The organism is Pseudarthrobacter sp. 05T312 (assembly GCF_056396685.1).
Genome location: NZ_JBFTLY010000022.1, coordinates 104,843 through 130,172 on the forward strand (window position 1 = coordinate 104,843; position 25,330 = coordinate 130,172).

The window sequence follows — 25,330 nt, forward strand, 5'->3', positions numbered from 1 at the left end:
CTACATCAACCCCTCGATCGCCCGGTCAATCCGCATCGCCACCTCACGCACATACGCCAGAACAGCCTTGGCATCCTGGGGGAACTCGTCGCCGGCGTTTGCGTGCCGGGCGATCTGGTTCACGTTGTTCGACACCCGTGCCAGCAGCGTATGGATTGCCATCAGCTCCGCCATCGCAGCTTTCCGCTGCGTCGGCGTCTCCGACGATTCCGACAAAGCAGCGGTCAGCAGCAGGTTCGGGACAGTGACCTTCTCCCTCGCCGCCCGGGCAACCAAGGCTGCTTCCTCCTCCGCGGTCACCCACACATCCCGGCGCTTCTTCGTCCCCGCCGGGGAATTCGCACGCCGCCGCCTCGACAGCCTGGAGCGCGGCTTCTCATCCTCTTCAGACACGCACTCCCCCAATCCCTCAAACGGCCCAGCGCAGCGACCCCGAAACCGGGGACCACACAAGCCAGTGTGCCAAGGGAGCAACCGCAGGGCCGCGAGCGACACACCATTTACACCCGTGTAAATGTATAGCTTGCTCCGCCAGGGTCAGCGAGGCTTCTCGTGACTGGGGGCGCTTGTCCGCTCAGGAATTTGGACCGCCGCTGCGCGTCGCTCCACCAGATCCGCCTTCCTCTGTGGTTACGGTGGGGGCATGCCAACCATCGATATTGAACAGACCCGCAACCAGGCCCGCGCCCTGCTGGATTCGCGCATCGAGTCCGTCACGAACCTGGTCAAGACCAGGCAGCGGATTACCGACCTGCGCGAGCAGCTCGCCGACGCAGAGCGTGAAGACAAGCGCGCCTACGTCCGCGCCACCAAGGACGGGTGGAGCCCCGAGGAGCTGAAGAAGCTCGGGCTCGAGTCCGGCGCCGCGGCGCGGCGCCGCAAACCGGCCACCACCCGGTCAATGGCCGATGAGTCGCCGTCCTCCGACGGTGGGGCTACCGGGGCCTAGTAGTCTTGCCCCTCGCCCACCTGGGCACGGCAAAAGCTAAATCCTTACGGTGATTGAGGCTGGATTGGGGGCGTTGTAGGCTCTCGACCAACCCAGGGGTACCGGGTATGGCTAAAAGCTAAATGGCCGGACTCTACGTGACGGCTCCGAAGGATTGGCCGCCCGGCATCCCGCGATGGCTCGACCGCTAATTGAGAGAAGCGACCAGATCGCCATGTAAGGACACGACGGCGCGGCCATCCGCTTGGGCCCATAACTGGACAACGCGATGGAGGGACACATGCCTGAACTCTGGGCCGGCATCGACGCCGGGAAAGCACATCACCACTGCGTGCTCATCGACACCGAAGGAAACCGGCTGCTGTCCCGCCGAGTAGCCAACGACGAGGCTGCACTCACTGAACTTCTCAACGACGTCCGGACCCTCGCCGCAGGCAAGGAAGTCCTCTGGGCCACCGACCTGAACCGCGGCGGAGCCGCGCTCCTCATTGGAGTACTTGAAGCCCACCACCAGACCCTCGTATACATCCCAGGACGGTCCGTTTACCACGCCGCCCGCACGTACCGCGGCGACGGCAAATCAGACGCCAAAGACGCCGCAATCATTGCCGACCAGGCCCGCATGCGCCGGGACCTTCACCCCATCCGTTCTGGCGACCAGATCAGCACCGACCTGCGGTTGCTCATCTCCCGGCTCACGGACCTCGTCTGCGACCGCACCCGCGCGATCAACAGACTCTGCGCCGTCCTGCTCGAATACTTCCCCGCCCTGGAAGCAGCATTCGACTACGCCATGGTCAAGGCCGCAGTAGTTCTCCTCACCAAGTACACGACCCCGGCCGGCATCCGCCGGGCAGGCGAAACCCGCATCGCCTCCTGGCTCCGCAACCAAGGCTGCTACAACGCCAAAACCATCGCCACCAAGGCACTGGTAGCAGCCCGCGCCCAAGACACCACAGTGCAAGCCGAGGACGTAGGCGCCGAGCTCGTAGCAGCTCTCGCACGCACCATCCTCGATCTCCACGAGCAAGTCGCAGAGGTAGAGAAGCGGATCGAAGCCCGATTCCACGAACACCAACAGGCAGAGATCCTCCTCAGCATGCCCGGCTTCGGCACCCTCCTTGCGTCCGAGTTCCTCGCCGCCACAGGCGGCGACATCAGCGCCTACGACAGCGCCGCCCGGCTGGCCGGCGTCGCCGGCCTGGCACCAGTCCCCCGCGACTCAGGACGTATCAGCGGCAACTTCCACCGACCAAAACGCTACGACCGACAACTCCTGAACGTCTTCTACCTCGCAGCGCAATCAGCAGCAAGGTACTGCCCCCAAAGCCGCACCTACTATCAACGCAAACGCAGTGAAGGAAAGAACCATAAACAAGCCGTGCTATCCCTAGCCAGGCGGCGGCTCAATGTCCTCTGGGCGATGCTCCGCGACAACACCACGTATCACCAACCCACCTGCCTCGCCCTAAGCTAGGGCACGCGGGCTAGGCTGGCTCCATGAGGCTTGTTTCTGCTCCCGCTGATCTTGTTGTTGCCGAAAGCGACGGAATCGCCGTTCGCTTCGCAGGCGTTGAGGTTGCAACAGTGCGAGGTGAACCTGGCTTAAAAGTCAGCCTCGAAGGGGTTCGGGGCCAGGAAACCGTTCGTCGCGATCAAAGCTTCGTAGACGCCCGTCTTCAATGGGTCGAGCAGAGGAAAGAACACGGCGCCGAGAGCGCTGGTGATGCGCCGATCATGCCAGGCGTGCTGGCCCTGGACCCAGTCAAGGTCCTCATCTCCGACGACGCCGGAACGGAGTATCACTGGGCCTCGGGACAAGTTGCCGGGGACGGAACCGAATGGGCAGCATCCTGGACCTATCTACCCGAGCCACCGGCAAACATTCGAACCCTCAACCTCGAGTTCACACTCCACGGAGAACGCACTGGCAAGAAATGCAAGATTGAACTCGACTAGGAGCCGATAGCTTTCATCATGCGCGGCGGGGTCTTCATCCGCGGCAGCAAGATCTCCGCTGCCCACAACCGGGGACAATTCCTGAAGGGTTATCCACCGCTACAACTGCCGAGGGAGCTTCCCAATGGCTCCCAAAATACTCAGCCGTGGATAACCCGAATTGCCCCCAATCGTGGACGGCTCAGCCTCACCATGAGTGCCAAGAACCGTGAACGGAAAACCCAGATTGTCCTTGACAATCCCTATTGAGAATCCTCCGGGCTTTTCCCGCACACAGGTGGACGACGGGACCCACCCTGACCGGCTGCACACAATCGCCAGCACACCGAGGTGCGTATCTCCCCGCCCGGGGCCGGCGAATGTGCACAGCCTGGGAACGCTGAAGTCACCAACGGAGCCCTTCCCCATGGACCAAGACGAACGCTGCCGGCAAACCTATGGCGCGGGTCAGGTTTCTTTCAGCAGGGACGACACACACCGTCCACGCGGGGCGAAGTTGGGTAGCGACGAAACCGCAACCCGCGGCCGGCTTCCAAGGCGCGCGGGGGACTTCCAGCCCGGTCACCGGCGGTGACAATCACAAGCTGCGGGCCCCGGCACTCCTCACCACCAAGTACCCGAGGCCCGCGTGATCTAAGCAATGGCACCAACCGCATAAACCGGCATCACAAACATCCGCCACGACGCAGAAGACCGACACCCATAGGTGCCGGCCTTCATGCTGCTTTGGGCCTGGATCCTCTAACCGTCGGCAGGGACATCGCCGTCGGGAAGGTCCGCCGGCCGTAGCTCGTGATGGTCGCGCCATGCTTGCTCGCCGTCCTTGTACTCCACGGTCCACTCGTCCACGTCAACGCGTTCAACGATGACAGCCTGCTCCCAGCTGGACCCATCGCCCCGCAAAACTTCAACGGCGCTCTCGTCAGGGAACGGGTTGTGGCTACCCAGGTACTCGCGGATGGTCTCGTCGAGCGGTGTCCGCCCACCCTCGGGGGCCGCATTCACCCACTGCTCCATGGGGTCCGTTCCAGCCCAGCGCATTGCAAGGCCAGCTACGTAGTTCGTCTCGTTGCCGCTCATGGCTTGTCCTGCTCCAATCCGTTGTTGTTAGGGCGGGAAGACTCTGTGGCCAGATAGTGGCCATTGTCGGTCGGGTTGCAGATAGGTTCCCGATGGGAACTCGCAGCCGATCCGAAAATCCCTTCCAACGAACGGCTCCCCCCCGGCCATCGACTCCGTGACCAAAGCCAGCATGGACGACAACCTGCTCCTGAACGGTATCGCCACCCGGTTCCTCGGCGACGTCGACGATGATTGGCAGATCATCGGGCAGCCCAGCGAGGGCATCACGCAACTGCCCTACGGTCCAGGCCTGAACGGCGTGTTCGAAGTCCATTGTCAGATCCTTTCACCTGGCACTGACAACAAGGGCAATGACCATCGCTTCAATCCTCGCCCTCGAGGCTTCAGCCTTGATGGTTCCAGCGGCAATGCGTTCCTGGGTCTCCTGGTAGCAGCGCTCCAGGTAGGCCTCCAGGTCATCCTCACTGACACGCCACATGCAGCGGCTCCACTAAGTTGCAGGGCGCGCAGCTCCCCCGATGAAACCAAGGCGTATACCGCTGGCATGCCGACATTCAGGATCTCCCTGACCTGGGCGAGAGGCAGCAGCCGCGGGAACCTCGTATGTTCCGGTTCAAGTGCTGGCATCTGCTCAATGTCCTCGCTCCACTTAGGCATGCTTACTTGCCCTCGTTCCGGTGACGAATTTCTTCGCGCGTGCGCTGCCCGGGGCGGAGTTCCCCCGCGGGTACCCCCGGCCATTTCCTGCCGCCGTTGTACTTGCGCTGCAGCCGCTTCACTTCCCGCAGCGTCGCCGCCTCGATCAGATCGGTGATGGACGCGTACCCCTCGAGGTGGCCGGCTTCCTGGACGGCCGCGCGCACCTGGTCGGCGTCTGATTCCGTGAAGTAGGGCGAGAAGGATTTGCTCTTCTTAGGCACCGGGAGCCTTGCCCTCCGGGGCGACGCGTTGCAACAACGCGTTGTGTACCTTCTCCAGAGTCGCGCTGCGCGCCTCGGCGCTGGCGAGCTTCTTCTCCGCCTCCGCTGCCGCGCCAGCGGAAGCGCGTTCTGCCGCACGTGCTTCTTCGAGCTCCGAGCCCAGGGCGGCCAGCCGCTGCTCCAAAGCCTTCACCCCGGACTCCAAGGCGGTGATGCGGGATTGAAATTCGGCGGCCGCGGATTCCTTCTCTGCGGCGGCCTTGTCGAGGTCCGCCACCAGTTCGGCGATCTCCTGGTCTTTGTCCTTGCGTTCCTGCGCCCAGGCCGTCTCGACGGCGGTGTGCCGTTCGGCGGCCTGGGTGGAGGCCTCGGCCCAGACGGAGGCGGCGAGCCGGGTCGCCTGTTCGAGCAGGGCGGGCGGCGTCGCGGCCACCTGTCCCCCGGCGGCGAGCTTCTCCTCGTTCCATTCCTTCAGATACCGGGTAGCGTCCGCGTTACTGACACCCGCGGCGGCACGGACCGTGGAGACGGTCGGGCGGCGCTCGGCGCTGATCTGCTCGGCGGCGGCAAACACGCGGTCTTTCACACTCGTAGTCATGGCGGCTTCTCCAGTAGAAGTAGTAGGAGTAGTAACACTACTACTCCTACTACTTCTTTTTCAATGCCTAGAACGGTGGTTCGGAGTTGGGGCCGGCGCCCCAGCCGCCGGCGGTGCTGGTCGCCGGGGTCGCCCACGGATCGTCCTGCGTGGCGGCGGGTTGCCCTGCCGGGCTGGTGTTGCCTTGGTTGCCGAAACCGCCATTCCCCAGTCCGGCCTGGCCGCCTTGGGTGCTGCGCTGGGTGCGGTTGACCTTGGCGTTCGCGTACCGGAGGGAGGGGCCGAACTCGTCCACTTCGAGCTCGATCACGGTGCGCTTCTCGCCTTCCTTGGTTTCGTAGGAACGGGACTTCAGCCGGCCCGTGACGATCACGCGCATGCCCTTGGTCAGCGACTCGGCCACGTTCTCCGCCGCTTCCCGCCAGACACTGGCCCGGAGGAAAAGCGTCTCCCCGTCCTTCCACTCGTTGGATTGCCGGTCGAAAGTCCTGGGCGTTGAGGCGATGGTGAAGTTCGCTACGGCCGACCCACTCGGAGTGAAGCGCAGCTCTGGATCTGATGTCAGGTTTCCAATGACAGTAATCGTGGTTTCGCCGGCCATGATGGTTCCTTTTCCTCGTGTGCTGGTGATGTTCTCGATGAGTGTTGTGGGTTCGTTCTGAGGTTCGGTCCCACCCGGTTCGTCGTGGGTGAGGTCGTTGGGTTGGTACTGGTTCGCAGTGTGTGCGTCCCAGAGCCCGCCCTTCCCGAGCGGGGCACGGCTGATCGTCTCCAGGTACCGGTCGTCCCCTCCCTTGTCCGGGACGGCGTAGCCGTCGTAAAGGTCCTCAATGAGGGGTTCCACAATGGCGGGTTCCACAACGTAAGGGTCCACAATGTCGGGGTGGATCCTGCCGCTGGGGTTGACCTGCCGGAACAGGTCCACCTCCAACGGGATCCGTGGGCTGAGGTTGAACCCGACGACCGGGCGCGGGGCCGTCACGGTCCTCACGCTGCCTTGTGACTCATGGCCGCCTGGACGAGCTTGTCGCGGCGCAGGCCCGACCAGTGGTCCTCGTCGTCCGTGTTGTTCACGACGACGGGCGCCTGGGAGTAGCCGAGTTCGGCGGTGATGTACTCCAGTGCTGCCGGGACTTCGGTGATGTCCACGGTCGTGTAGGTGATGCCCCTGGAGTCGAAGTAGTCCTTCGTCTTCTCGCAGTTCGGGCAGTCGGGCTTGGTGTAGACCGTGTAAGCGGTGGGTGAAGCAGTCATTTTCAGTACCTGGTTTCGTATCAAATAAGTTTCGTTCGTCTGGCTGACTTGCTACCTCAATTTTAGCAATCATTCAACTGAATGAACAGAGGTTTTACCTTATATTCTAGGGCTTTTCTGTGCTATATCCGAGCGGACATTCCGCACTGAGCCGCGGGGACGGATGGCTGGTCGCGCCGCCGGCGACTGTGGTGATCCCCGCAGGTTCGCCAAGGTCTCAGCCCCCCTGTGCCTGAGAAGGTTCGAACCAGCAACGGCGACGTGCGCACCGGCCTTGACGGGCAGGGCTGAGTGGGTGTCGTCCCGGCTGAAGAAATATTGCCCACGTCGGGCGGTGCGCCGACAACGCATGGTGTGGACCATGGGGAACGTGTCTGACTTGAAAGTAAGCATGCTTGCTATTAGTTTGGTGGGAGTTCTTCGCCTGGCCCCCATCAGGCGGAGCGCGACCTGGAAGGCCCCGCTTTACGTTTTCGTGCTGCGGGGCTTTTCGTTATCCGCATTTGCGCAGCAGATGTCGGGGTACCGACGGCAGAGGGAGTGTGCAGTGGCTCAGGGCGATATCGAGACGTACTACGAAGACGGTGTCTGGAAGAACACGCGTGAGGGCACCGGACGCGCGTTCGGCGCTGGCTACGGTACCAAGGATGAAGCGGTAGTTGCAGGCCGGGAAGCTGCCCAGGCCGACAAGGTGGAGCACGTGATCAAGAACCAGGATGGCCAGATCGGCTCCAAGAACAGTTATGGCAACGATCCCCGGAACGTCCCGGGCTAAATCAGCTCCCAGCTTCGGGACTCCCGGTTAACCCGGAAAGGAGCCGGCGTGTGCCGGCTCCTTTCGGGTTTCTCTGCAAGAAATCTATGGTCAGTCTAACTGAAGTGATGGCCGTGGTCTTTCCCAGCCTCATTGCTGGAGCGCGGCTCCTGCTTTGCGGTCCTGGTTGCCGGCGCAGGACGGCGGTTCGCCGCTGGTGAGTGGTTGCTGTGGTTCGCCCTGGGCGGCGGACCGCCCGACTTCTGGAAGGTTCCTGGCCTTCCTTCGGTGATTGGGGCCTGTGCCGGGCGGGGTTCGGGATCCGCCACCCGGCACAGGGAGCCGTGGTCTATCCGGCCTTCTCGGTCTTTTCGCCGCTGTCGATGATGATCTGCTCAGTCTCCGATGCGGTGTATCCCCATGTGACCAGCTGATTCAGGTAGTCCCGGTGGGTTTGGCTCGGTGAGCGCCACGAGTCCTTTTGGATGGTCTTTTCATACCCGGCGCAGACCAGCGCGATCAGTCCGAACTCCGGGCGTGCGGTGGTTTTGGCGACGTGGTCCCTGAGCGGGTTCCACGCCCACTGGTTGGATTCTTCGAACTTCGCCCCGACCATTTCAGCGGCCACCTTGCCCTCGTAACCGCTGGCGGTTTCGGCGTGGTGGGTGATCGCATGGAGGGTGAAGTACTGCCAGCCCTTGGGGGCCTGCTTCTTCGCCAGCAGGTTCTTGACCCATTCACGCCTGACCACAGTTGCGGACTGCATCAGCTTGTTGTTCTCTATCAGGGTCTTCCGTTCGGCCTTCTGCTCCTCGGTCATGGGGCCCTTGGGGGCCGATGATGTGCCGTAGCCGCTGTAATAGCGGAGCGTGAAGCCCAAGTCTTTCCAGCCGGTCACGACGGCGACGGCGGAGTGCTCGCCGCGATAGTCCGTCTCGATGTAAACGGCGTTTGCGTCCTCGTCGGTGGCCGGTTCGCCGTCTGCCCTTTTCAGGGACGTGACCCGAAGGGTTTCGCTGTCCTCCCCGTACCCGCATTCGGGAACAACGATGGTTCCGGCTGTTTCCAGCTCTGCGGTGAGCGCGGCCAGCGCGGCGGCGCGGTCGCGCTTGTCGCGCAGCTGCTGGGTGACGTGCAGGAGCATGTCGGGTTCGTCCATGATGACCGACTCCAACTCGGCGGTCGCTTCCTCGTCGTCCTCAAATTCCGCGAGAATCAGGGCTTCTTCGATGGTGTATCCCTTGCCCAGGGCGGCGGCTCCGGTCTCGGTGGACTTGGCTTTGAGGGCGGTCTCGACGGTGGTCTTGGTCCGTCCGGTCTTCTTGGCGATCGCGGCGGCGGAGACACCGATCAGGGACAGCTGGTGGTAGGCGTCGGCCTCGTCGGCTTCGGTCAGTTCGGCGCGCTGGATGTTCTCCACTACCTGCGTGACGATGCGTTCGGCTTCCTCGGGTGAGTCGATGATCATTACCGGGATCAGGGGCCGTCCGGCTTCGACGGCGGCGCGGGTGCGGCGCTGGCCCATCAGGACGTGCACGGTGCCGTCGTCCTTGCGGTGGGCGATCACGGGTTCCATCACGCCGTGTTCCTTGATGCTGGCGATGAAATCGGCGGTCAGGGCGGCATCCTTGCGGACGTTGATGTCAACGGTGAGGGTTGCCGGGTCGAGCATTTCGAGCGTGGGTGTTGCGTTCATGGTTTTGTCCTTGCAGAGACGTGGGTGGGTTGGGGCGATCAAGGCGACCGGCCAGCTCCCCCTCTCCCTCCGACGCTTCTATGTCTGTCAAGCGGCTGGGAACGGGTGCGGGCGCGGACCAATTCGGTGCCGGGGGCGGCTTTGGTGACCGGCCAGCTTCCCTTCCCCCACCGTTGTTTTGGCTGCTGGCGAAGCTTGCGGAGCTGTGGCCGACGGAGGCCTGTCTACCCGCAGGGCAAGGGGTGGGAAATTCCCGGAGGAAATCAGCGACGAAGGAGCGCGGTTTAAAGGGCTGAGGCCGGCCCCTTGGGGCCGGCCTCAGTTTTCCCTCAGCAAAAGGAAAACCAGTGCTGCAGCGCCATTGCTGCATCAAGTTACAGGTCCAGAGGGGATTTCTCCCAGGAGATATCAACGATGGGGGCGCCTGGCTGCGGCATGGTCAACATCGAGAGCTCGAGGATGTCCTGGGCATGCGTGGCGTCGGCAGGTGCTGCGTCGTCGTCCGTCAGGATGTACTCGTGGCTCATGTGCTGCCCCCAGGCTCTTAGTGGATCGTGTTCCTTTTCCACTGTAGCCCGGCGTCCGTCCCGTTTCCGGCTTTGGGGCTGCGCCCGCGGCAGCGTGATCGGCGGCCGGAGGAGCGCATGCGGGGGAGGCCGCCACCGCACCCGAGGGGGCCGAACCGTTTTCCCGGCCCGGCCCCATCCGTTTAGCGGTGCCGCTTGTAGGCGGTTGCCTGGTTCTTTGCGACGGGGGCGATGGTTCCTCGGCTCACCAGCTGGTCCATGAGTTCCGCGAGCCGGTAGCCCGGCGTGTCAGTCAGGGCGAGCTTGAAGTGGTCTCCGGCTACCGACGACTGGCCTTTGAGGTACGCCAGCCAGCCGATCAGGGTCAGCAGGGGCGCCCGGTACCCTTCCGGCGCGGCGTCGATGAGGTCGCGGGCGGTTTCCTGCGCCCGGTCCACGCGGTCCCAGTCCGGGGCGATCCCCTCCCCCACGAGCAGATTCCCGCTTCCCTCGGCGTCTGGGGCCTCCGGGTCGATCACGTTGCAGAACAATGTGTCGCGCAGGTCCGGACGCTGGAAGCACGCCAGCAGCTCCACCGCGGTCTGCGGGTCCAACCAGCCGCCCCGGGTCAGGGTCCGGGCCCACAGTTCCCGGCCCGGAGTCAGCTCTGCGCCGAGCACTCCCGGGAGCGCGTGACGGATCTGCTCCTCCCTGTCTGCCGGGCCTGCGAACGGTGCGTAGCTGGTGCCGGGAGTCTTCTGGTAGCTGCTGCCACGGAACACCAGTTCCGCATTCAGTTGTCCGTCGGTGATGGATTCGAGCGGTTCGGGCGGGCAGCACCCGGCTTCGCTGTCACACAGCAGGTTTTGCCAGTGCGACGGTGTGACCAGCCAGGCGTCCTGCAGCGGGGTACCTGCGCTGTCCAGCGCCTCGATGACGGCCTCGACGTGGTCGTGGAAGGGGCGCTCCTTCCCGGGCTCGGGGATGGTGGCCGTGTAGATCGCCAGCAGCACCGCCGTGGCCTGCGTGTCCAGTGCGAGGTACTCCGTCATGGAGGCGGCGAACCCGGCAGGCTCCGCGGACGCGGGAGCGTCGACGCGCAGTGTCGCGCCCAGCGTCTTGCCCCGCATGGTCAGGAACACGAAGGATTCACGCGGTACGAACCCGAGGGAGTGCGGGATGAAACCGAGGATGTCGGCGGGGCTGGAAATGCGGATTGCATCAGTCATGGTTTTGAGAGTCCTTTGCTGAGGATGATCGTGGGTGGGGCGGCTTTGGTGACCGGCCAGCTTCCCTTCCCCCACCGTTGTTTTGGCTGCTGGCGAAGCTTGCGGAGCTGTGGCCGACGGAGGCCTGTCTACCCGCAGGGCAAGGGGTGGGAAATTCCCGGAGGAAATCAGCGACGAAGGAGCGCCAGCGGACGCCCTTTCCTGTGAGCCCTGCGAACCCTTCCTCAGCACCCCGGATCTGCTAACCGGTGTCCCAGACTTCGCCGGCCGCGCGCCCCCGGGCCGCCGGCACTACCTGTGCGAAACGGCGGTCCGGCGGCGCCAACCCACGGCGCAACCCGGCCATGACGGCGGACCGCCCGCGGTGACCGCCCCCTTAAAGGGGACGGCCACCTTCAAAGGAACTAGCCTGCGAGGAGTTCGGCCAGTTCGGCCGCATCGGCCACCAGCACCGCCGCCCCTTCTCTCAGGAGCCGGTGGCATCCTGCCGAGTTGGCGCTGTGCACGCTCCCGGGGACTGCCGCGACATGCCGGGCGATAGTCTCCGCGTGATGGGCCGTGTTCAGCGCCCCTGAGCGCCAGCGGGCTTCCACGACACAGGTCACCCCGGCGAGGGCGGCAATGATGCGGTTCCGCTGCAGGAACCTGTACCGGGTGGGGGCGGAACCGGGCGGCAGTTCTGAGAGCGTCAGGCCGTTGCCGCGGATCGCGGCCGCGAGGTCAGCGTTGCCGGACGGGTAGTCCCGGTCAAGGCCTCCGGCCAGCACCGCAAGCGTCGCAGGTCCGTCTCCCTGACTTCCGGCCAAAGCGGCCCTGTGCGCGTTCGCATCGATGCCGTAGGCAAGGCCCGAGACGATGCAGATTCCACGCTGCGCCAACCCGTATGCCATGTCCCCTGTCACGGAGGCGCCGTAGCTGGTGGAGTCCCGGGACCCGGTCAGGGCCACACACTTCGAAGGTGCTGGGATGCCGTTGTCGATGTTGCCCCTGTACCAGAGCCCGTATGGGGCGTCGGGCAGGTCGTCCAGGCCTTCCGGCCAGTGTTCATCCCCCGGGATAAGGAACCCTCCGCCCAGCCGTTCGATGGTGGCCAGGTCCTTCTCCGGGTCCAGGTCAGGCACGCGGGGCGCCCAGCGCTTCAACGCACCTGACAGTTCTTCGGCCGAGATGTCCGGGAGGGTGTGGGCGGGTTGGGCGCCGGTGGCAAGCCGCAGTGCGGCGTACGCGCCGAGCCTGCCCACGAGGGCAAGACCGACACGGTCGCCGGGTTCGAAGAGGCGGGTCAGGGCGGCGCGTGCAATGCGATCGTTCATGGTTTCTCTCGTCCTTTGCTGAGGATCCGGTGAGCGGGCGGCCTTGGTGACCGGCCAGCGTCCCCTCTCCCCCGGGCGTTTTTTGCCTGCTGGCGGAGCAACGCGTAGCTGTGCCCGACGGAACCGGGGCAACCCGAAGGGCAAGCAGCTGATGGCTTGTGGGAGGAAATAAGCGAAGCGCCGACACAAGGCATCGGCTGCGCAGCCGTCCGCAGGACGGTTGAGCCGGTGGAGCGGGCACGTACGATCCGCAGGACAGCAGCAAAAACAGAAAAACGCCTTTACAGCCCGAGCGAAGCGAGGTCCGAGCAGTAGACCCAGGCGCTGGCTAAGGAGGCCGAAAACCGGAACCTTCAGCGCGTGGACCCCGGTCTAGGTCGTGGTGCTCTCGCGTGCAGCATGGGCTTGCTGGTGGCGGTAGAGCGTTGCGCGGCTCCAGCCAACGAGACAGGCGGCGTCCTCGGCGGTGCGGCCCTTGGCGCGGGCATCCTGGGCGACCGCGAGTTTGTCCGCGATGACGGTGGGGTCGGACAACGGCCGACCAAAGCGGGTTCCGTTCTGCCGGGCGGCCGCGATGCCGGCGTTGACCCGCTCGGTGATCAGCTCGCGCTCATACTCGGCAAGGGTTGCGAGCAAGTTCAACATCAACCGGCCGGTCGAGCTCGCAGGGTCGATGCCATCGGAGATGGACCGGATCTGGACACCGCGGCCGCGGAGCAGGGCGACGGTGTTCAGGACGTCGATCAGAGACCTACCCAGCCGGTCGACCCGCCACACGACAACGGTGTCGCCTTCCTCGGCGTACTCGAGGAGCCTTTTCATTCCGGGCCGTTCGATCGCTGTCTTGCTTCCGGAGGTCACATCGGCGAAGACATCACGTTTCTGCACACCAGCGGCGACCAGTGCATCCAGCTGCAGCTGGGCGTCCTGGCTGGAAGTACTCACGCGGGTGTAACCCAATTGCCTCACAAAGAAATTCTGACTCGAAAAGCCCCCAATGCACCCGCGGCGGGACGATTTACCGCGAGACGCCTTTACGAGACGCCGGGTACCCGGTCATTCCGCCCGCTTGCGCGGCCGGCGCTGGCCCTCCCGAGACTCGGGGTCAGTGTCTTGAAAAGCTGTTGTTTTTCGAGACGTCGTCAGCTCTTCCCTCGGCCAGCACATGGCCACAACCGCAACTGAAGTTCTGAAAAAATGTGCGGGGCCAAGCACTGGAACCACGCTCGGCCCCGCCAGCAGGCCGCACGATCTGGCCTTTGGCCTACGCTTGGCTCATGAATAACTCCAAGAGAGCTACGCTCATTTGGTCGCTGGGGGCAGTTATTTTTTCTCTCCTAGGCGTCTATACCGCGATGGCTTCCGCCGGCACCTGGTATCTCGTGCTTTCGGCCGTCATTCTTCTTCTGGCAGGCGTTGTCTTTGCTTCAAAAGCAGTCCTGACCAACCGCGCGGCTGAAAAGCCCAGCCCTTCATAGTCAGGTAAGTCTTCACGGTCACTGCCGATTGTTGCCGTCATGTTTCCCTTCGCTGCCTTGGGCGTGCCAGCTTCGGTTGTCGTTGCGTCAGGCATCGAGACTGTTTAACCACTCCGAGAAGGAGAACTGTGCTTGCCAGCGACACCTGGAAGAAGATCCGAACGACGACCGCCTACAAAGGCTTTGTGACGATCAACCGTCAAACCTATGAAGAACCAAGTGGAGCCGTGACCGACTGGGACGTCATTGCCGGCCGTGACTCTGCAGCGACACTTGCATTCACACCCGCAGCAAGCCACGTCGTCCTTTCGAACAGTTCCGCGTTGGACCCGAGAAGTCACTCCTCGAACTCCCCGGGGGATACCTCAATAGCGACGAGCAACCCATGGATGCAGCGCTTCGAGAGCTAAGAGAAGAAACCGGCTACCACCCAGAATCAGCCTTCTACGCTGGTTCAGAATGGTTTGCTGCAAACTCGTCACGACGTAAGCATCTTGTAATCGCGGCTAACGCATCCGAAGAATTTGTAACGACTTGGGATGAGTCTGAATCCGGCCACGTGCACCTTCTTCCTATCTCGGAACTCATGGATTTTCTTGTCAGCGGAGAACTCACCGACGCTGGTCTTGCTTGCCGCGGCCTTGCAGCTCTCGCACGCAGCAATCCCAAAACGGAAGTTCTTGCAGATCTACGTGATTGCATCCGCCAACTTCTAGTGGCACCTTAGTAGCTGCGGCGCATCAGCCCTAACGTGCTCCGGCCCCAAAGAGGAAGCGTCCCGCGACCATTAACTGAAGGATCGGCTAACGGGCGCTTGAGATCGTTCGTGTTTTGCGGAGCTGGGCGATACCGAAGATTGTCATTGCCGCTGTGCCGAGCAGAACCAGGATCAGCAGCCCCAGGAGGGGTAGCTCATGGATGGCGAGCTGGGGAATGCGGCGCGATGGCACTGCGAGAACGCCCACGAAGGCTCCAAGCAGGCCAAAGTAGCTTCCGGTCATGAACCCCCGGTGGGCCCTGATGTTTCTCTTCCAGATGGCCCACAGTCCTGCCGTCAGTGTGCAGAACGTCAGCGCTGAGAGTGCGTGAAGCCAATTAAACCCACCGTCGATGGTCCTGATTCCGAACGAGGTCAGAACTACGACGTACATAGCTACAACCCAGATTCGACCCACGGTCCTATGAACGCTGTCTCCTTTCGTCCGTCGTAGCAGGTTCACGGCTCCGAAGATCAGCGCGTAGCTGGCGGCAATGGCGTGTAGAGAGATCAGAATAGTCCAGGGGGAAGGCATGCCCGGAGCCTAGCGGATCCCGATTCCTTTCACCGCCGACCTGACTCTTCTGAGGGTCCCCTGTTTCGCGACCTCCGCACCCACCCCGCAACAACGATGCGACAAACATCGCCGCGAAAACACCGCCACTTATCGCCGCGAGTCACAACCATGCGCGACAGAGCGAGTGGGACTTCTCATATCCCATGCGTTTCGAGACGGAGCCATGTGTTCGAGGCACCCGCTAGGTCTAGCGAGGGGGGAGCGTGGAGTCCACTCGAGTGACCTGGCGCTGGACGATGATGGCAGCGGCGACTAGGGCCAGGAATGCTGCTGTTGGGATTATGGGCGTCAGGTGGGTTAGTGCCAAGGTCAGAGTGCCGCTCAGCGAGAGTATCCACGAGAGGCGAACCATGACCGGCGCCATTTTGAGGTGCATCTGACGCCAGTTCGAGTCCGAAGCGAGGCTCTTAGTGGTCCGGAATCCGACCGAAGGACTAAGTGGAAGGCTCTGACGCCTGCCTGCTGCTGCAATACGTCCGAAGATTATCCCCAGAACAATGCAGGAAATCCCAACGACATAGCCGATCCAGTCCACACGGTCTCCCTACTAGGCCCTGGTGTCGGGCGCGTTCCCAATCCTATCGGGATGAAGCAGGCGTTTCCCTCCGTCGCGGAGGACTGCCTCTATCCCGTCGAGAGCATTCTGGGTTTTTACGTCGTCACGGGATCCTATATCCCCTACATCGGTGTCGTGAGTCGCAAGGCTTATGAGATACCGCTCTGTGAGCGTTTGTGCGCTTTACCGGCCAGTTTTCCGACAAGGATGGCGGTGAGGACTGTCGATTCGACTGCCTGCACGCCGGAGAAGAACGGCAGCACGGCCAAGGCCGCGGGAAGGATCAGCAACTGACCGGGCCTGACAGACCAAGTAAACCGGCAGTGGGTAACGGCAGCGACGGCAACGGCCATGCCGGCAAGCAAGAGAACCCCGGCGAGCCGGCGATAGAGGCTGCCTCATCCGGTGAAGTCATCCAGGGCAAGTGCGGCGGCCAGATTCACAGCCGCCGCAAGGAGGACCAGTGACAGCCCAGCTGCAAAGGACTCAGTCGCGCAGTTAACCTGCCGGCCTTAATGAAAAGGTTTCTGCCGGCACTGCTGCTCCTAAATTGAAGAGGCCTGCTGACATGGCGCAGGTGCCCCAAAGCTGTCCAGACCATCAGGAGCTCAACAGGGTCCAACGGCCTGATGGAATACGGCTTCACGGGGCCAGAGGAGTGCGACTGCCGTGTAGGCGCCGCCGCAGGAAAGCAAGCCGCCGAATGGGGGCAGGCATGCCTGCCCGCCCGTAGGGTGCCTTAGCGTGGACTGGTTGCTGCGTTCGTTGGCCCCGTAATGCGCGAGGTGATGAGGGAAACGAGTTCCTCGGGCGCAGCGCATGAGGCAATGATCGTGGTGTTGCCGCTTCGAATGCGGATAGACGGGCCGCCAACCAGGTAGCCCGTGCCTTCACCCGGGAGTAAGCGCAAACCCATGCCCTGGACAATTCCTGTGGTTGGTCCCACGGAGACGGCAGATATGTCCCTATAGGGGATGGTGGTTCCGAATACGGCGGCGACCCGGATCGACAGGCACGTTTGCTCCAGCCGAATCCGAACAGTCATCATCATGGCAGCAGCAAGGGCAGTGGCGATCACCACGGCCAACCCGGGCCACGGAGTCATGGTCACCAGAACCGACACGGCCGCGAGGCCAACTGCGGCCAGCAAGGCACGGTATCGGGCGGGCATCAGAGTCCGGACCAGTAAAGGTTTCGAGGTTGCCTCGGGCATAATTCCTGCAATCCTTCCCGGCACTTTCGTAGGAGGACAGCCCACATCCTGACGTAGAGGTTAGTAGCTGACCTCGACGTCGAATTCCGAAGCGGGCTTGCCCGTTATTTTGGCCGCGGCTTCCCTCACTGCTTCCGGAATGTCCTCAACCCTGTGGGCGGTGGCCTGCAACTCCGACAGCTCAAGCGTCCGAAGATCAAACCACCCATCTGCGGCGTCTTTGATGTAGGCAGTGAGTTTCATGTGCCTCCAGTTTCCGCAGTCATGGCTGCCGTTGCACCAGCATCCTCATGGAGGAAACTGGCTCCGGTTGGGCGGTGCCCGGAAGTAATCTTGAGCATGGAGTGGACCAAATATGCGCAGGAGATCGCCAGGGAGTTCGTGGCAATGCGCCCCGAAAACTTTGTGGACCTCTGGCGCAAGTACCAGGACTACGGAGGCCGTGCCGGGCCGTCGGAGTTTCACGCCCTGATCCACGGGGAGGGTGAAGCATTTGAAAAAGACCTCTTCCTGTTGAAAGCGGCGTTTGAAGACATTTCAAAGTAGTCCCCCAACGACCCATACCGCCGATAGAGGGAACGCGATCCCCATAGCTGCCGGTAAGGGCTTGGGGCCGTGTACCAGCCTTTGGGCAGCCAACCCCTTTTTCGGGCCTCAGGTGGTGGCCAGGTCTTTGCGGCGGAAGGTCCCGGCGATGGAGAGCTTGCGGCCGTACTCAATGGACCCGTACCGGAACAGGTGCACGGCCAGGCGCAGGATGAGGATCCCAACGACGAACAACTCGACGATGACGATCCCTGCCTCGAGCGGGCTGAGGGTGCCGAAGCCGTTGCGGAGCAGGGCGGTGACCGGGGCGGTGAGCGGGAAGTAGGTGAAGACCTGCACGATGAGAGCTTCCGGGTTGGAGATGACCATGCTGAATGTGTAGAAGGGGATGAACATCATGGCCATCAGCGGCCCGAAGATCGTGCCGGCTTCCTTGGCGGTCGGCATGATCGCCCCAATGGCCACGAGTACCCCGGTGAAGACGGTGAACCCGCCAATGAGCAGCAGCGCCCCGATAAGCATGGGCCCCGGCTCGAAGACCAGGGATGACAGGTTCATCTCCGGCAGGGCCAGGGAGTCGCGGAAGAACAGGTAGGCCAGCCCGACCGGGGCGAGGAACACCAGGATCTGCACGAGCCCGACCATGAATAGGGAGATGATCTTGCCCGTGATCAGGGTCGTCGGGTTCAGGGTGGTCAGGATCATCTCGGTGACCCTGTTTTCCTTCTCCTCCAGCGTGGAGTTCAGCATCAGGTTCGAGAGCAGGATCATCGACAGGTAGAACACGACCAGGAACAGCAGCGGCGGGATCACTCCCCCAACCCCGGCGGCAATCTGCCCATTTTTGTAGGTCTCCGAGTCGAACTTCACCGTCCCGGTCAGGGCAGCGGCCAGGCCCGGGTTCTTGACCTGGTACTGGGCCGAGGCCTCCAGCAGCTGCTTCGCCACCGCCTCGTATTTGCCGTTCTCGAACATGCCCTTGTCCGCCCCGTAGACCTTCACCGGTTCTTTGGCGGGGTCGGCCGGGTAGGCGAAGTAAGCCTCACTCGTTCCGCTCTTCACCGCCTCAATCGCCGCCGCCGAATCAGAGGCCAGAGTCCCGCCTGCAGCCTGGGCGCCGGCTGCGGGAATGATCCCTGAGGCGTCGGTGTAGGTGAAGGAGAACTTGGCGTTCTTCTGCGCGTCCGCGGTGGCGTGAGTGCTGGTGTTGGAAGCGTAGATGAGGGCGAACACCACGATCAGCAGGACCGGGATCGCCAGGGTCGCGATGGCGAAGCCGCGCTTCTTGATGGTCCTGACGAATTCGAACCCTATGACGGTTCCGAGGTTGTGCCGTGCCAGTGCCATTACTTTGCCTCCGCCAGTTCGTGCTGCTCGCCGTAAACCTTGATGAAGATCTCGTCCAGGGAGATCCGCGCCGGGGTGAAGGACCGTAGACTGACGCCTGCCTCGACGAGCTCGCGCAGGACCTTCTCCTCGGACGCCCCCTGCCCGGGTGTCAGTTCCGCCCGGCCGTCACTGGCGGCCATGACCTCGTACAGGTCAGAGGCGGGCAGGACGCCGTCGTAGCTCACCCGGTAGACGGTTCCGCCGAACTCTTCTTGGACTTCTTCGACGGTGCCGTAGGCGCGGGAGACGCCGTCCTTAAGCAGGATCACCCGGTCACAGAGCCGCTCTACCTCTTCCATCTGGTGGGTGACCATGATAACGGTCGCTCCGGCCCGTTTGTGCTCTTCAATGATGTCCATCAGCAGCCGCCGGTTCACCGGGTCAAAGCCCTTGGTGGGCTCGTCCAGGATCAGCAGCTCCGGGTTGTTCATGATGGTCACGCCCAGCTGGACCTTCTGCTGCTGCCCGCCGGAGAGCTTGTCCAAACGGGTCTTGGCCTTCTCCGGGATTCCGACCCGTTCCAAATAGTTCTCCGACCAGGACCGGGCGGCGGCCTTGGGAAGGCCCTTGAGCCGGCCGAAGTAGACCATCACGTCCAGGACCGGTTCCTTCTTATACAGGCCGCGTTCCTCTGGCAGGTACCCGAGCCGGGCCCCATCACTTGGTTCGAAGACTTTCCCGCCGATGTGCAGGATGCCGGCAGTGGGTTTGTAGATGCCCAGCAGGGCCCGCAGCGTCGTGGTCTTCCCCGACCCGTTACTGCCCAGGAAACCGAAGGTCTCCCCCGCATGGACATCGAACGACAGGTCCTTGATGACTGTCGTGTCCCCGAAGTCCATGCGGAAGTCCTGAATGTGCACAAGCGGCTCCGCCGCGTCCCCCAACGTCATGGAATCAGCCTATCTCTGGCAGTGCGTCCGGCGCTGACCGGCATGCGTAGAGGAGACTCCTACTGGAGTCTTGAGCGAACCTTGTGGCCAACGTGGGTGGTCGTTGCGGGAGAGGTTCTAGCGTGGAGAACAAGGTCCCGCGGTTGGGGGCAGGACCTTGCAAATGGGACAGGGGCCGGCAGCACGGGGCATTCATGAGACGGCGAATGCGGCCCTCCAACACCGCTGCCGGCCCTTACCCCTTGTGCCCAAACTCTGGCTTGGGCATCGCCAGGGTGTTGCCGAGGCATGTGCCCGTGCTTGAATATGGCCTGTGCCGCGCCGGCACTTTCGGGACCTAACGAGCGTCAGGAGAAGCTGTGGCTGGAATCAATGCGAAGTTCGATAAGGAATACCTGGACAAAGGAATCGATGAGCTGGCCAAGGCGCCGGTCGAGGCCTTGAAGGGGCTCTCCGAGGGCGACGCCCAGAAGCTGAAAGAAGCGCTGAACATCAAAACAGTCAAAGACCTTGGCACCAACAAGTTCTTCATCTGGGCCCAATCGGTGGCAAAGCTCGCCGAGTAACAGAAGACACACCGCTCAGGAGACGCCGGGCAACAACAGCTGGGGATCGCGTTGGCGTATAGCGACCTGTTAGCCGCCACCTGGTCTGAGCAGGTCGTGGGCAGTAAGGATTCGCTGGCCATCGGCGGTCAAGGCTTCGATGGTGCTGCCCAGGGCAGCGGCTTCCAGTGCCGCGGTTGTGAGATTTCCCTGGGTGACCAGCGATTGCAGGATGCGGCAGCGGTCCTCGGTGTCGTGGGCGCCGACCCCGGAACCAGCTACGCCTGGTCCAGCGATCCAAACCCCCTCACAGTCTGCCGACGGAACCTTGCGCAAAGCGGTTGCGAAGCATCGGGCCCGACCGTCCAGAGCCGGAAAAGGCACAAGGCCCTGGGGAAGGACAAGGTAGCGTTATGTGCCAGCCGGGCGGCAGTTGGTGCCTGTCCCGTAGTGCAGCCAGTCCGGCAGCGCAGCGGTGAAGGCGTCACGGATTGAAGGACTGTTGGTGACGGTCCAGTCGATCCTGCCGTTGACCTCCGCCTCGTTCTTGTCCCATTCGAACCAGTTGATCATCTTCAGGTTGGGGAACTGGGCGTGGGTCTGGGGGCTGAACACCTGCTCCCACCAAGTGCGTTTGATGTCCACCTCTGCAGCGCCACCGGCGGCGGGGTTGTAGAGGGCAGCTGTTTCGGGGATGGCCACCGGCTTGTTGTGGTCCTTGCCGTAGGTGCCGTAGAAGTCGGGCAGCAGACTGTCATCGCCGTTGGCGCCGTTGTAGGTTCCGGTGAGCTGTTGGGTGAACTTGTCCGCCTCCGGGATCTCGTTCTCGCCCCACGGGTACTTGGCACCCCAGTGGTACAAAGACATGCCAACCCAGTCCACCGCCTCATCACCCGGGTAGTACGGGGCGTAGGGATCGTCCGCCATGGTGAGGGCGCCGTCGTGGTCCGTGTCCAGGGCAGCGAAATCCGCAGTGCCGGGCTCGGCCTCGAACCCCCGGGCGTCCCTGTGCACGGCGTCCGCCACCCGCGTGAACAGTTGCTTGTACTCCAGCGGTTGTTGCGACCAGGGGTACCAGGAGCCGTTCATCTCATGGGCAAGGCGGACAATCACCGGCACCCCCTGGCTGTTGATCCACGCGAGGTCCTTCACCAGGGCGTTCACTACCTCGGGAGTGACGGCGGCCAGCCCCTGCTTGGGCTCAAGCGTCAGCAGCATCATGTGCCCGTCGCCGCGGATCTGCGCAGCGGCCTGCTGCAGGTGGGTCCGCTCCTGATCCGTGTAGGGGAAATCGGCGAAGGAAACGCTAACGGCGGGTTTATGGCCGAAATCAGCGGCGTACTGGGACAGCGGCTTGGCGTCCAGGTTCAGGTTCACCCCAAACAACGCGCCCGACGCCGGCACTAGGGTGTTCCGGTCCGCAGCCTCGCAGTTGGGGGTGGCGGCAGCGCTTTGGCTCGCCGCTGTTTCCTGGGCTTTGCGGTCGCGGTCCGCCAAGGCACCCGTGATGCTGGCAGCGCCCAGACCGGCGGCCACCACCGCCACACCAATCGGAAGTGCCCAGGACTTAAGCCTGTCCATCACGACCCCACGACGCGTGGTCATTGCGCGCCCTTTGTGCTGATCCCCCGTCACAGAAAAACCCCCCATTGACCTGCTGTTTTTCCCATCCTAAACGGCCCGGACAGCGCCTTCCGCTGTTACAGTCCTGTCGAAGACAAACCGTTCAGGACTCACGTGAGGGGGACACATGTCCTTTCAGGCTTATCTGGATGCGATCGAACAAAAGACCGGCCTGACGCCGGCCGAACTGGTTGAAAAGGCGCATGAGCGCGGACTGGACACCCCCAGTACCAAGGCAGGTGACATCCTGGCGTGGCTCAAGGATGACTACGGACTAGGCCGGGGCCACGGGATGGCGCTGGTACACGTGATTACCAAAGGACCCAAAATCAGCTCGAAGCACGTCGGATCCGACGGCGTACACCGCGATGCCTCCGACACGCTAAGCCTTGACGGCACCGCGGCACGGGAAACCACCACGGAGGCGTAATCGGCCGTCCATCGGGGCCTATGGCTCCCAAAAGACTTAACCGCCTCACACAAGCCTGATCGTGGTGATCTGGTCCGTGCTACCGTGAACGCGATTGGGGAGGCACAGTGTCATTACTCGGGTGGGACCTGTTGGAGCGTTTCGTCCACGTCGACGTGTTGATCCGCACGACCCTCAGCGCGGGTGCACCTCCTATGACAGCTCTCGCCGTGCTTGCGGTGGCTGTTGCCGTTGCCGTCTTCATGGCCTATACGTTCCAATCACTGCTGTACGCCCTGCGCGTCCCAACTGCCAGTACCTATCCTCAGGGTCCGGAAGACCAGCCCAAACCAGGCGCCCTGTCCTTACTGTTATCAACACCCGTCGGTGGGACCGGTCCCCGCGCTCCGGGCGTGACGTCACGTCGCCCCGGGAGCCCCAAAACAGCCCACTAGTACCGGCAAACCAGCCAAAAAGCAGCTGGACCCTGCCGATGCGCTTGTTTGCCCTTGCTCCCCTCGGCGACCTCAGGAAACTTTCTGACGCCGTTACCAGGAGCCAATACCCATGCACCGCAATACCCCCTTCCTTCGCAGCAAATCCCCGCGCTACCGCTCACTGCCCCAGCGGCACCTTCGACTGCTGTGCAAGCTCACCAATCGACTCACACGACGATGGGCTGTGCGCACCACCCTCTTCGGCGGGTGGGCCTGGCTCGCCGCCGGCTCGCTCATTGGATTCGAAGCATTCGAGATCATATTCGGAGCGGTCGCCCTGGCCCCCGAGCTGCTCCCGTTCATCATCCTCAGCCTCGCACTCACCTGGTGGCTGCGCAGGCGTGCTCGACGAATCCGCGCACGCGCCAGCGCTTATCGCCGCCTCAGGCGAATCAAACACAATCCCTCAACCATCGGATGTCCCGAGCGACGTGCGATTGCGCCAATAATGCCTTGCACCAGGTTGTTCTGGTGCGCATGGGCTCGTGCCAACGGACCAAGGAGTACGTGGCTAAACGCACGTCAGAGGGAAAGAGCAAACGCGAAATCATGCGCTGCCTCAAACGCTACGCAGCCAGAGAAATCTACCGTCAGATCACCAATCCCCGGCCCGCACCCGACAACTCCGACCTCCGCCGCAGGCGGACAGACCTCGGCATGACCTTAACGACCGTCGCCGGCGAACTTGGTCAATGGGTTTCCATCATTTCGCGTCTGGAACGCGGACATATCCGCAACGATGCCCTGGCCGGCGCCTACCGGAAATGGCTCATCGACCAGGCCGAAATGCCACGCCGCACACCTCCGACGACAGCTGCAGCAAGGACAAATGCGTTACCGGGCGCCGTTAGCTGAGACTCAAGGCTTGACGCTTTACTCAAACCAGACTTACTCTAAAACCATAAAGTTATATAACGACAAGGTTATGGTTTTGATGGTTGATGAATTGAGTGCAGTGTTCGCGGCGTTGGCCGATCCGACTCGGCGGGCTATTCTGCAGCGGCTCGCTGACGGTGACGCGCAGGTGTCCGACCTCGCGGCGCCTTTCAGGATCAGCCAACCGGCGATTTCGAGGCATTTGAAGGTATTGGAAAATGCTGGCCTGATCTCCCGGAACCGGGTAGCGACTGCCCGGTTCAGTCATCTGGAGCCCGACCGGCTTAAGGAAGCGAGCGAGTACATGGAGCGGTACAAGAAGTTTTGGGGTGAGTCCTTCGACAAACTCGACGGCGCGCTGGCCTCGTTTCAGCGCGACACCCCACCTACGGGAAAGGGCCGAGATGTCTGAGGGGCGCCAGCAGGAAGTCACAGAACACGATGTTTTCATTTCCCGCTCTTTCGCCGCCCCCAGGGACACGGTCTGGCGGTTCTGGACCGAACCCCAACTCCTCGCCTCATGGTTCGGGCCTGAAGGAGTTCACGTACCCGTGGACAGCATCATCGTGGAGCTCGTGGAGCAGGGCCGGTGGGAGTTGACCATGGTCGACAACGCTACCGGGGCCGGCCACCCCATCCGGGGGCGCATCACCGCCTTTCAGGCACCGGAATCCCTCGAGATTCAACTGACAGCGCTGACCGAGGCTGGGCCCGTGGACGACGTCGTGCTGCGGCTTCAGTTCCACGATCACGGCGACCGGACGCGCATGACCCTCCATCAAGGCCCGTTCACCGACGAGATCCGGGACATGACCCACGCCGGATGGATACTGTCCTTCACCAAACTCGACACCCTCCTCGAAAGGCCCACAGCATGAAAACCAGCGCCGCCCAAAGCCAGGTCACCCAGATCACCTCAGCGGACGGAACCCCCATCTCCGTCGAACACATCGGCTCCGGCCCCTCCCTGGTCCTGGTTGACGGCGCCTTCTGCGGCCGGTCCTTCGGCCCGGCGCGGGCCCTGGCCACCACGCTGGCCGACTCCTTCACCGTGTACTTCTACGACCGTCGCGGCCGCGGCGACAGCGGTGATACACGGCCCTACTCCGTGGAACGCGAAATCGAAGACCTAGCCGCCGTCATCACCCATGCGGGCGGAGACCCCTACGTCTATGGCATCTCCTCCGGTGCGGCCCTCGCCCTCGAAGCAGCAGCGGCGGGTATCCCGATGCGCAAGCTCGCCACCTACGAGGCCCCCTACACGGGAATCGGGAACGTCGACGGAACGCCCGTCGACCACGCCGGGCACCTGAACTCACTGCTCGCCCAAAACAAGCGCGGCGCGATGGTCTCCTACTTCTTGGTCAAGATGATCGGCGTCCCTGCATTTGTGCCCCTCATGCTGCGCCTCATGCCAAAGATCTGGAAGAGCCAAAAGGACGCCGCCAACACCCTCCCCAATGAAATTGCCGTTACCAACAACTTCACCGCACCCACCGGCCGGTTCGCCAAAATCACGGTGCCGACCCTTGTCATGGCCGGTGGAAAAGCCGCCCCGGTCATGACCTCAGCTCAAGCAACAACAGCCGCCGCGATCCCCCAGGCCCTTCACCGCACCCTCGAGGGCCAAACACACCAAGTCTCAGACGCAGCAATGGCAGCCGAACTCCGCGGGTTCTTCACCAACTGACCCGTTGACCACTCTCACCAAAT

General features: G+C 62.9%; 36 protein-coding genes. 16 read left to right on the forward strand and 20 right to left on the reverse strand.

Features of this window, described 5'->3' with window-relative positions; genetic code table 11:
• A complete protein-coding gene (locus tag AC1DIP_RS20060; RefSeq protein WP_477734852.1) occupies positions 1-393 on the reverse strand; it encodes a MobC family plasmid mobilization relaxosome protein in 393 nt (130 codons plus the stop codon).
• A 250-nt stretch (positions 394-643) separates the two neighbouring features.
• Here AC1DIP_RS20060 and AC1DIP_RS20065 point away from each other — a divergent pair, with 250 nt between their 5' ends.
• From AC1DIP_RS20065 to AC1DIP_RS20075, 3 genes are all read left to right on the forward strand, one after another.
• Positions 644-949, forward strand: a complete 306-nt coding sequence (locus tag AC1DIP_RS20065; RefSeq protein ID WP_477734853.1) for a hypothetical protein — start codon at positions 644-646, stop codon at positions 947-949.
• A 280-nt stretch (positions 950-1,229) separates the two neighbouring features.
• Positions 1,230-2,426 carry an IS110 family RNA-guided transposase gene (locus AC1DIP_RS20070; protein WP_477734854.1) on the forward strand — a complete coding sequence of 399 codons (1,197 nt, stop codon included), beginning with the start codon at positions 1,230-1,232 and terminating at the stop codon, positions 2,424-2,426.
• Between the two features lie 23 nt (positions 2,427-2,449).
• A complete protein-coding gene (locus AC1DIP_RS20075; RefSeq protein ID WP_477734855.1) occupies positions 2,450-2,908 on the forward strand; it encodes a hypothetical protein in 459 nt (152 codons plus the stop codon).
• A gap of 741 nt (positions 2,909-3,649) precedes the next feature.
• Here the strand turns inward: AC1DIP_RS20075 and AC1DIP_RS20080 are convergent.
• The 7 genes from AC1DIP_RS20080 to AC1DIP_RS20110 form a co-directional block, all read right to left on the reverse strand.
• Positions 3,650-3,949, reverse strand: coding sequence for a tudor domain-containing protein (locus AC1DIP_RS20080; RefSeq protein WP_477734856.1), 300 nt, complete (start codon positions 3,947-3,949; stop codon positions 3,650-3,652).
• Positions 3,849-4,304 carry a DUF6225 family protein gene (locus AC1DIP_RS20085; RefSeq protein WP_477734857.1) on the reverse strand — a complete coding sequence of 152 codons (456 nt, stop codon included), beginning with the start codon at positions 4,302-4,304 and terminating at the stop codon, positions 3,849-3,851. Before AC1DIP_RS20085 ends, AC1DIP_RS20080 begins: the two co-directional genes overlap by 101 nt.
• A gap of 12 nt (positions 4,305-4,316) precedes the next feature.
• Positions 4,317-4,469, reverse strand: a complete 153-nt coding sequence (locus tag AC1DIP_RS20090; protein ID WP_477734858.1) for a hypothetical protein — start codon at positions 4,467-4,469, stop codon at positions 4,317-4,319.
• Positions 4,470-4,650: 181 nt separating this feature from the next.
• A complete protein-coding gene (locus tag AC1DIP_RS20095) occupies positions 4,651-4,911 on the reverse strand; it encodes a ParB family protein (RefSeq protein ID WP_056388641.1) in 261 nt (86 codons plus the stop codon).
• The gene (locus tag AC1DIP_RS20100) at positions 4,904-5,509 is read right to left on the reverse strand and encodes a DNA-binding protein (protein ID WP_477734859.1); all 606 of its coding nucleotides are present in this window, start codon (positions 5,507-5,509) and stop codon (positions 4,904-4,906) included. The genes AC1DIP_RS20095 and AC1DIP_RS20100 overlap by 8 nt, the downstream gene beginning before the upstream one ends.
• A 67-nt stretch (positions 5,510-5,576) precedes the next feature.
• On the reverse strand, positions 5,577-6,491 hold the full coding sequence (locus AC1DIP_RS20105) for a single-stranded DNA-binding protein (protein ID WP_477734860.1): 915 nt from the start codon (positions 6,489-6,491) through the stop codon (positions 5,577-5,579).
• A gap of 5 nt (positions 6,492-6,496) precedes the next feature.
• Entirely contained in the window at positions 6,497-6,763 is a 267-nt protein-coding gene (locus tag AC1DIP_RS20110; RefSeq protein WP_477734861.1) for a glutaredoxin family protein, read from the reverse strand.
• A 547-nt stretch (positions 6,764-7,310) separates the two neighbouring features.
• Here AC1DIP_RS20110 and AC1DIP_RS20115 point away from each other — a divergent pair.
• On the forward strand, positions 7,311-7,538 hold the full coding sequence (locus AC1DIP_RS20115) for a DUF2188 domain-containing protein (RefSeq protein ID WP_477734862.1): 228 nt from the start codon (positions 7,311-7,313) through the stop codon (positions 7,536-7,538).
• 328 nt (positions 7,539-7,866) lie between these two features.
• Here the strand turns inward: AC1DIP_RS20115 and AC1DIP_RS20120 are convergent, their stop codons facing one another.
• The 5 genes from AC1DIP_RS20120 to AC1DIP_RS20140 form a co-directional block, all read right to left on the reverse strand.
• Complete coding sequence (locus AC1DIP_RS20120; RefSeq protein ID WP_477734863.1) at positions 7,867-9,213, reverse strand: ParB/RepB/Spo0J family partition protein; 1,347 nt, start codon at positions 9,211-9,213, stop codon at positions 7,867-7,869.
• A 374-nt stretch (positions 9,214-9,587) separates the two neighbouring features.
• Positions 9,588-9,740, reverse strand: coding sequence for a hypothetical protein (locus AC1DIP_RS20125; protein WP_171059168.1), 153 nt, complete (start codon positions 9,738-9,740; stop codon positions 9,588-9,590).
• Positions 9,741-9,922: 182 nt separating this feature from the next.
• Positions 9,923-10,948: a DUF4192 domain-containing protein gene (locus tag AC1DIP_RS20130; RefSeq protein WP_477734864.1), complete on the reverse strand. Its 1,026-nt coding sequence runs from the start codon at positions 10,946-10,948 to the stop codon at positions 9,923-9,925.
• Positions 10,949-11,352: 404 nt separating this feature from the next.
• The gene (dprA, locus tag AC1DIP_RS20135) at positions 11,353-12,261 is read right to left on the reverse strand and encodes a DNA-processing protein DprA (RefSeq protein ID WP_477734865.1); all 909 of its coding nucleotides are present in this window, start codon (positions 12,259-12,261) and stop codon (positions 11,353-11,355) included.
• Positions 12,262-12,633: 372 nt separating this feature from the next.
• Positions 12,634-13,230: a recombinase family protein gene (locus AC1DIP_RS20140; protein WP_477734866.1), complete on the reverse strand. Its 597-nt coding sequence runs from the start codon at positions 13,228-13,230 to the stop codon at positions 12,634-12,636.
• Between the two features lie 308 nt (positions 13,231-13,538).
• On the opposite strand from AC1DIP_RS20140, the gene AC1DIP_RS20145 reads away from it, so the two are divergent.
• From AC1DIP_RS20145 to AC1DIP_RS20155, 3 genes are all read left to right on the forward strand, one after another.
• Positions 13,539-13,739: a hypothetical protein gene (locus tag AC1DIP_RS20145; RefSeq protein ID WP_441859903.1), complete on the forward strand. Its 201-nt coding sequence runs from the start codon at positions 13,539-13,541 to the stop codon at positions 13,737-13,739.
• 128 nt (positions 13,740-13,867) lie between these two features.
• On the forward strand, positions 13,868-14,149 hold the full coding sequence (locus AC1DIP_RS20150) for a hypothetical protein (protein WP_441859904.1): 282 nt from the start codon (positions 13,868-13,870) through the stop codon (positions 14,147-14,149).
• Positions 14,125-14,466 (forward strand): NUDIX hydrolase, encoded by a 342-nt coding sequence (locus AC1DIP_RS20155; protein ID WP_477734867.1) that lies wholly within the window; start codon positions 14,125-14,127, stop codon positions 14,464-14,466. The genes AC1DIP_RS20150 and AC1DIP_RS20155 overlap by 25 nt, the downstream gene beginning before the upstream one ends.
• Positions 14,467-14,542: 76 nt before the next feature.
• Here AC1DIP_RS20155 and AC1DIP_RS20160 read toward each other — a convergent pair whose 3' ends face one another.
• Both AC1DIP_RS20160 and AC1DIP_RS20165 read right to left on the reverse strand, forming a co-directional pair.
• Complete coding sequence (locus tag AC1DIP_RS20160; protein ID WP_441859906.1) at positions 14,543-15,031, reverse strand: DUF2306 domain-containing protein; 489 nt, start codon at positions 15,029-15,031, stop codon at positions 14,543-14,545.
• Positions 15,032-15,260: 229 nt separating this feature from the next.
• Positions 15,261-15,608, reverse strand: coding sequence for an SdpI family protein (locus AC1DIP_RS20165; RefSeq protein ID WP_441859908.1), 348 nt, complete (start codon positions 15,606-15,608; stop codon positions 15,261-15,263).
• Positions 15,609-15,659: 51 nt separating this feature from the next.
• On the opposite strand from AC1DIP_RS20165, the gene AC1DIP_RS20170 reads away from it, so the two are divergent.
• Together AC1DIP_RS20170 and AC1DIP_RS20175 are read left to right on the forward strand one after the other, a co-directional pair.
• Entirely contained in the window at positions 15,660-15,923 is a 264-nt protein-coding gene (locus AC1DIP_RS20170) for a hypothetical protein (protein ID WP_441859909.1), read from the forward strand.
• A 29-nt stretch (positions 15,924-15,952) separates the two neighbouring features.
• Positions 15,953-16,096, forward strand: a complete 144-nt coding sequence (locus tag AC1DIP_RS20175) for a hypothetical protein (RefSeq protein ID WP_441859911.1) — start codon at positions 15,953-15,955, stop codon at positions 16,094-16,096.
• 272 nt (positions 16,097-16,368) lie between these two features.
• Here AC1DIP_RS20175 and AC1DIP_RS20180 read toward each other — a convergent pair whose 3' ends face one another.
• The gene (locus tag AC1DIP_RS20180) at positions 16,369-16,842 is read right to left on the reverse strand and encodes a hypothetical protein (RefSeq protein ID WP_441859913.1); all 474 of its coding nucleotides are present in this window, start codon (positions 16,840-16,842) and stop codon (positions 16,369-16,371) included.
• 60 nt (positions 16,843-16,902) lie between these two features.
• On the reverse strand, positions 16,903-17,085 hold the full coding sequence (locus AC1DIP_RS20185) for a hypothetical protein (RefSeq protein WP_441859915.1): 183 nt from the start codon (positions 17,083-17,085) through the stop codon (positions 16,903-16,905).
• 96 nt (positions 17,086-17,181) lie between these two features.
• Between AC1DIP_RS20185 and AC1DIP_RS20190 the strand changes: the two genes are divergently transcribed.
• Entirely contained in the window at positions 17,182-17,388 is a 207-nt protein-coding gene (locus AC1DIP_RS20190) for a hypothetical protein (protein WP_441859917.1), read from the forward strand.
• A gap of 108 nt (positions 17,389-17,496) precedes the next feature.
• Here AC1DIP_RS20190 and AC1DIP_RS20195 read toward each other — a convergent pair whose 3' ends face one another.
• Positions 17,497-18,735 carry an ABC transporter permease gene (locus AC1DIP_RS20195; protein WP_441859919.1) on the reverse strand — a complete coding sequence of 413 codons (1,239 nt, stop codon included), beginning with the start codon at positions 18,733-18,735 and terminating at the stop codon, positions 17,497-17,499.
• On the reverse strand, positions 18,735-19,667 hold the full coding sequence (locus AC1DIP_RS20200; RefSeq protein WP_441859920.1) for an ABC transporter ATP-binding protein: 933 nt from the start codon (positions 19,665-19,667) through the stop codon (positions 18,735-18,737). Before AC1DIP_RS20200 ends, AC1DIP_RS20195 begins: the two co-directional genes overlap by 1 nt.
• A gap of 359 nt (positions 19,668-20,026) precedes the next feature.
• Here AC1DIP_RS20200 and AC1DIP_RS20205 point away from each other — a divergent pair, with 359 nt between their 5' ends.
• Positions 20,027-20,233 carry a hypothetical protein gene (locus AC1DIP_RS20205; protein ID WP_441859922.1) on the forward strand — a complete coding sequence of 69 codons (207 nt, stop codon included), beginning with the start codon at positions 20,027-20,029 and terminating at the stop codon, positions 20,231-20,233.
• 390 nt (positions 20,234-20,623) lie between these two features.
• Here the strand turns inward: AC1DIP_RS20205 and AC1DIP_RS20210 are convergent, their stop codons facing one another.
• Positions 20,624-21,817 (reverse strand): glycoside hydrolase family 26 protein, encoded by a 1,194-nt coding sequence (locus tag AC1DIP_RS20210; protein ID WP_477734868.1) that lies wholly within the window; start codon positions 21,815-21,817, stop codon positions 20,624-20,626.
• A gap of 145 nt (positions 21,818-21,962) precedes the next feature.
• On the opposite strand from AC1DIP_RS20210, the gene AC1DIP_RS20215 reads away from it, so the two are divergent.
• The 5 genes from AC1DIP_RS20215 (at position 21,963) to AC1DIP_RS20235 (ending at position 25,307) form a co-directional block, all read left to right on the forward strand.
• Entirely contained in the window at positions 21,963-22,265 is a 303-nt protein-coding gene (locus AC1DIP_RS20215) for a DUF4287 domain-containing protein (protein WP_441859925.1), read from the forward strand.
• Positions 22,266-23,248: 983 nt separating this feature from the next.
• Positions 23,249-23,596, forward strand: coding sequence for a hypothetical protein (locus tag AC1DIP_RS20220; RefSeq protein WP_441859927.1), 348 nt, complete (start codon positions 23,249-23,251; stop codon positions 23,594-23,596).
• Between the two features lie 10 nt (positions 23,597-23,606).
• Complete coding sequence (locus tag AC1DIP_RS20225; protein ID WP_441859929.1) at positions 23,607-24,029, forward strand: ArsR/SmtB family transcription factor; 423 nt, start codon at positions 23,607-23,609, stop codon at positions 24,027-24,029.
• Positions 24,022-24,495 carry an SRPBCC family protein gene (locus AC1DIP_RS20230; protein WP_284987857.1) on the forward strand — a complete coding sequence of 158 codons (474 nt, stop codon included), beginning with the start codon at positions 24,022-24,024 and terminating at the stop codon, positions 24,493-24,495. Before AC1DIP_RS20225 ends, AC1DIP_RS20230 begins: the two co-directional genes overlap by 8 nt.
• Positions 24,492-25,307 carry an alpha/beta fold hydrolase gene (locus tag AC1DIP_RS20235; protein ID WP_441859931.1) on the forward strand — a complete coding sequence of 272 codons (816 nt, stop codon included), beginning with the start codon at positions 24,492-24,494 and terminating at the stop codon, positions 25,305-25,307. The genes AC1DIP_RS20230 and AC1DIP_RS20235 overlap by 4 nt, the downstream gene beginning before the upstream one ends.
• Positions 25,308-25,330 lie beyond the last annotated feature (23 nt).

What these genes read in the sequence shown, in the direction of transcription:
- AC1DIP_RS20190 (WP_441859917.1), top strand. Translation starts at nt 17,182, where the DNA reads ATGGAGTGGACCAAATATGCGCAGGAGATCGCCAGGGAGTTCGTGGCA.
- AC1DIP_RS20130 (WP_477734864.1), bottom strand. Translation starts at nt 10,948, where the DNA reads ATGACTGATGCAATCCGCATTTCCAGCCCCGCCGACATCCTCGGTTTC.
- AC1DIP_RS20100 (WP_477734859.1), bottom strand. Translation starts at nt 5,509, where the DNA reads ATGACTACGAGTGTGAAAGACCGCGTGTTTGCCGCCGCCGAGCAGATC.
- AC1DIP_RS20195 (WP_441859919.1), bottom strand. Translation starts at nt 18,735, where the DNA reads ATGGCACTGGCACGGCACAACCTCGGAACCGTCATAGGGTTCGAATTC.
- AC1DIP_RS20145 (WP_441859903.1), top strand. Translation starts at nt 13,539, where the DNA reads ATGAATAACTCCAAGAGAGCTACGCTCATTTGGTCGCTGGGGGCAGTT.
- AC1DIP_RS20080 (WP_477734856.1), bottom strand. Translation starts at nt 3,949, where the DNA reads ATGCGCTGGGCTGGAACGGACCCCATGGAGCAGTGGGTGAATGCGGCC.
- AC1DIP_RS20070 (WP_477734854.1), top strand. Translation starts at nt 1,230, where the DNA reads ATGCCTGAACTCTGGGCCGGCATCGACGCCGGGAAAGCACATCACCAC.
- AC1DIP_RS20180 (WP_441859913.1), bottom strand. Translation starts at nt 16,842, where the DNA reads ATGCCCGAGGCAACCTCGAAACCTTTACTGGTCCGGACTCTGATGCCC.
- AC1DIP_RS20170 (WP_441859909.1), top strand. Translation starts at nt 15,660, where the DNA reads ATGAAGCAGGCGTTTCCCTCCGTCGCGGAGGACTGCCTCTATCCCGTC.
- AC1DIP_RS20230 (WP_284987857.1), top strand. Translation starts at nt 24,022, where the DNA reads ATGTCTGAGGGGCGCCAGCAGGAAGTCACAGAACACGATGTTTTCATT.
- AC1DIP_RS20235 (WP_441859931.1), top strand. Translation starts at nt 24,492, where the DNA reads ATGAAAACCAGCGCCGCCCAAAGCCAGGTCACCCAGATCACCTCAGCG.
- AC1DIP_RS20155 (WP_477734867.1), top strand. Translation starts at nt 14,125, where the DNA reads ATGGATGCAGCGCTTCGAGAGCTAAGAGAAGAAACCGGCTACCACCCA.
- AC1DIP_RS20065 (WP_477734853.1), top strand. Translation starts at nt 644, where the DNA reads ATGCCAACCATCGATATTGAACAGACCCGCAACCAGGCCCGCGCCCTG.
- AC1DIP_RS20185 (WP_441859915.1), bottom strand. Translation starts at nt 17,085, where the DNA reads ATGAAACTCACTGCCTACATCAAAGACGCCGCAGATGGGTGGTTTGAT.
- AC1DIP_RS20200 (WP_441859920.1), bottom strand. Translation starts at nt 19,667, where the DNA reads ATGACGTTGGGGGACGCGGCGGAGCCGCTTGTGCACATTCAGGACTTC.
- AC1DIP_RS20090 (WP_477734858.1), bottom strand. Translation starts at nt 4,469, where the DNA reads ATGTGGCGTGTCAGTGAGGATGACCTGGAGGCCTACCTGGAGCGCTGC.
- AC1DIP_RS20210 (WP_477734868.1), bottom strand. Translation starts at nt 21,817, where the DNA reads ATGACCACGCGTCGTGGGGTCGTGATGGACAGGCTTAAGTCCTGGGCA.
- AC1DIP_RS20160 (WP_441859906.1), bottom strand. Translation starts at nt 15,031, where the DNA reads ATGCCTTCCCCCTGGACTATTCTGATCTCTCTACACGCCATTGCCGCC.
- AC1DIP_RS20125 (WP_171059168.1), bottom strand. Translation starts at nt 9,740, where the DNA reads ATGAGCCACGAGTACATCCTGACGGACGACGACGCAGCACCTGCCGAC.
- AC1DIP_RS20215 (WP_441859925.1), top strand. Translation starts at nt 21,963, where the DNA reads ATGTCCTTTCAGGCTTATCTGGATGCGATCGAACAAAAGACCGGCCTG.
- AC1DIP_RS20120 (WP_477734863.1), bottom strand. Translation starts at nt 9,213, where the DNA reads ATGAACGCAACACCCACGCTCGAAATGCTCGACCCGGCAACCCTCACC.
- dprA (WP_477734865.1), bottom strand. Translation starts at nt 12,261, where the DNA reads ATGAACGATCGCATTGCACGCGCCGCCCTGACCCGCCTCTTCGAACCC.
- AC1DIP_RS20085 (WP_477734857.1), bottom strand. Translation starts at nt 4,304, where the DNA reads ATGGACTTCGAACACGCCGTTCAGGCCTGGACCGTAGGGCAGTTGCGT.
- AC1DIP_RS20075 (WP_477734855.1), top strand. Translation starts at nt 2,450, where the DNA reads ATGAGGCTTGTTTCTGCTCCCGCTGATCTTGTTGTTGCCGAAAGCGAC.
- AC1DIP_RS20110 (WP_477734861.1), bottom strand. Translation starts at nt 6,763, where the DNA reads ATGACTGCTTCACCCACCGCTTACACGGTCTACACCAAGCCCGACTGC.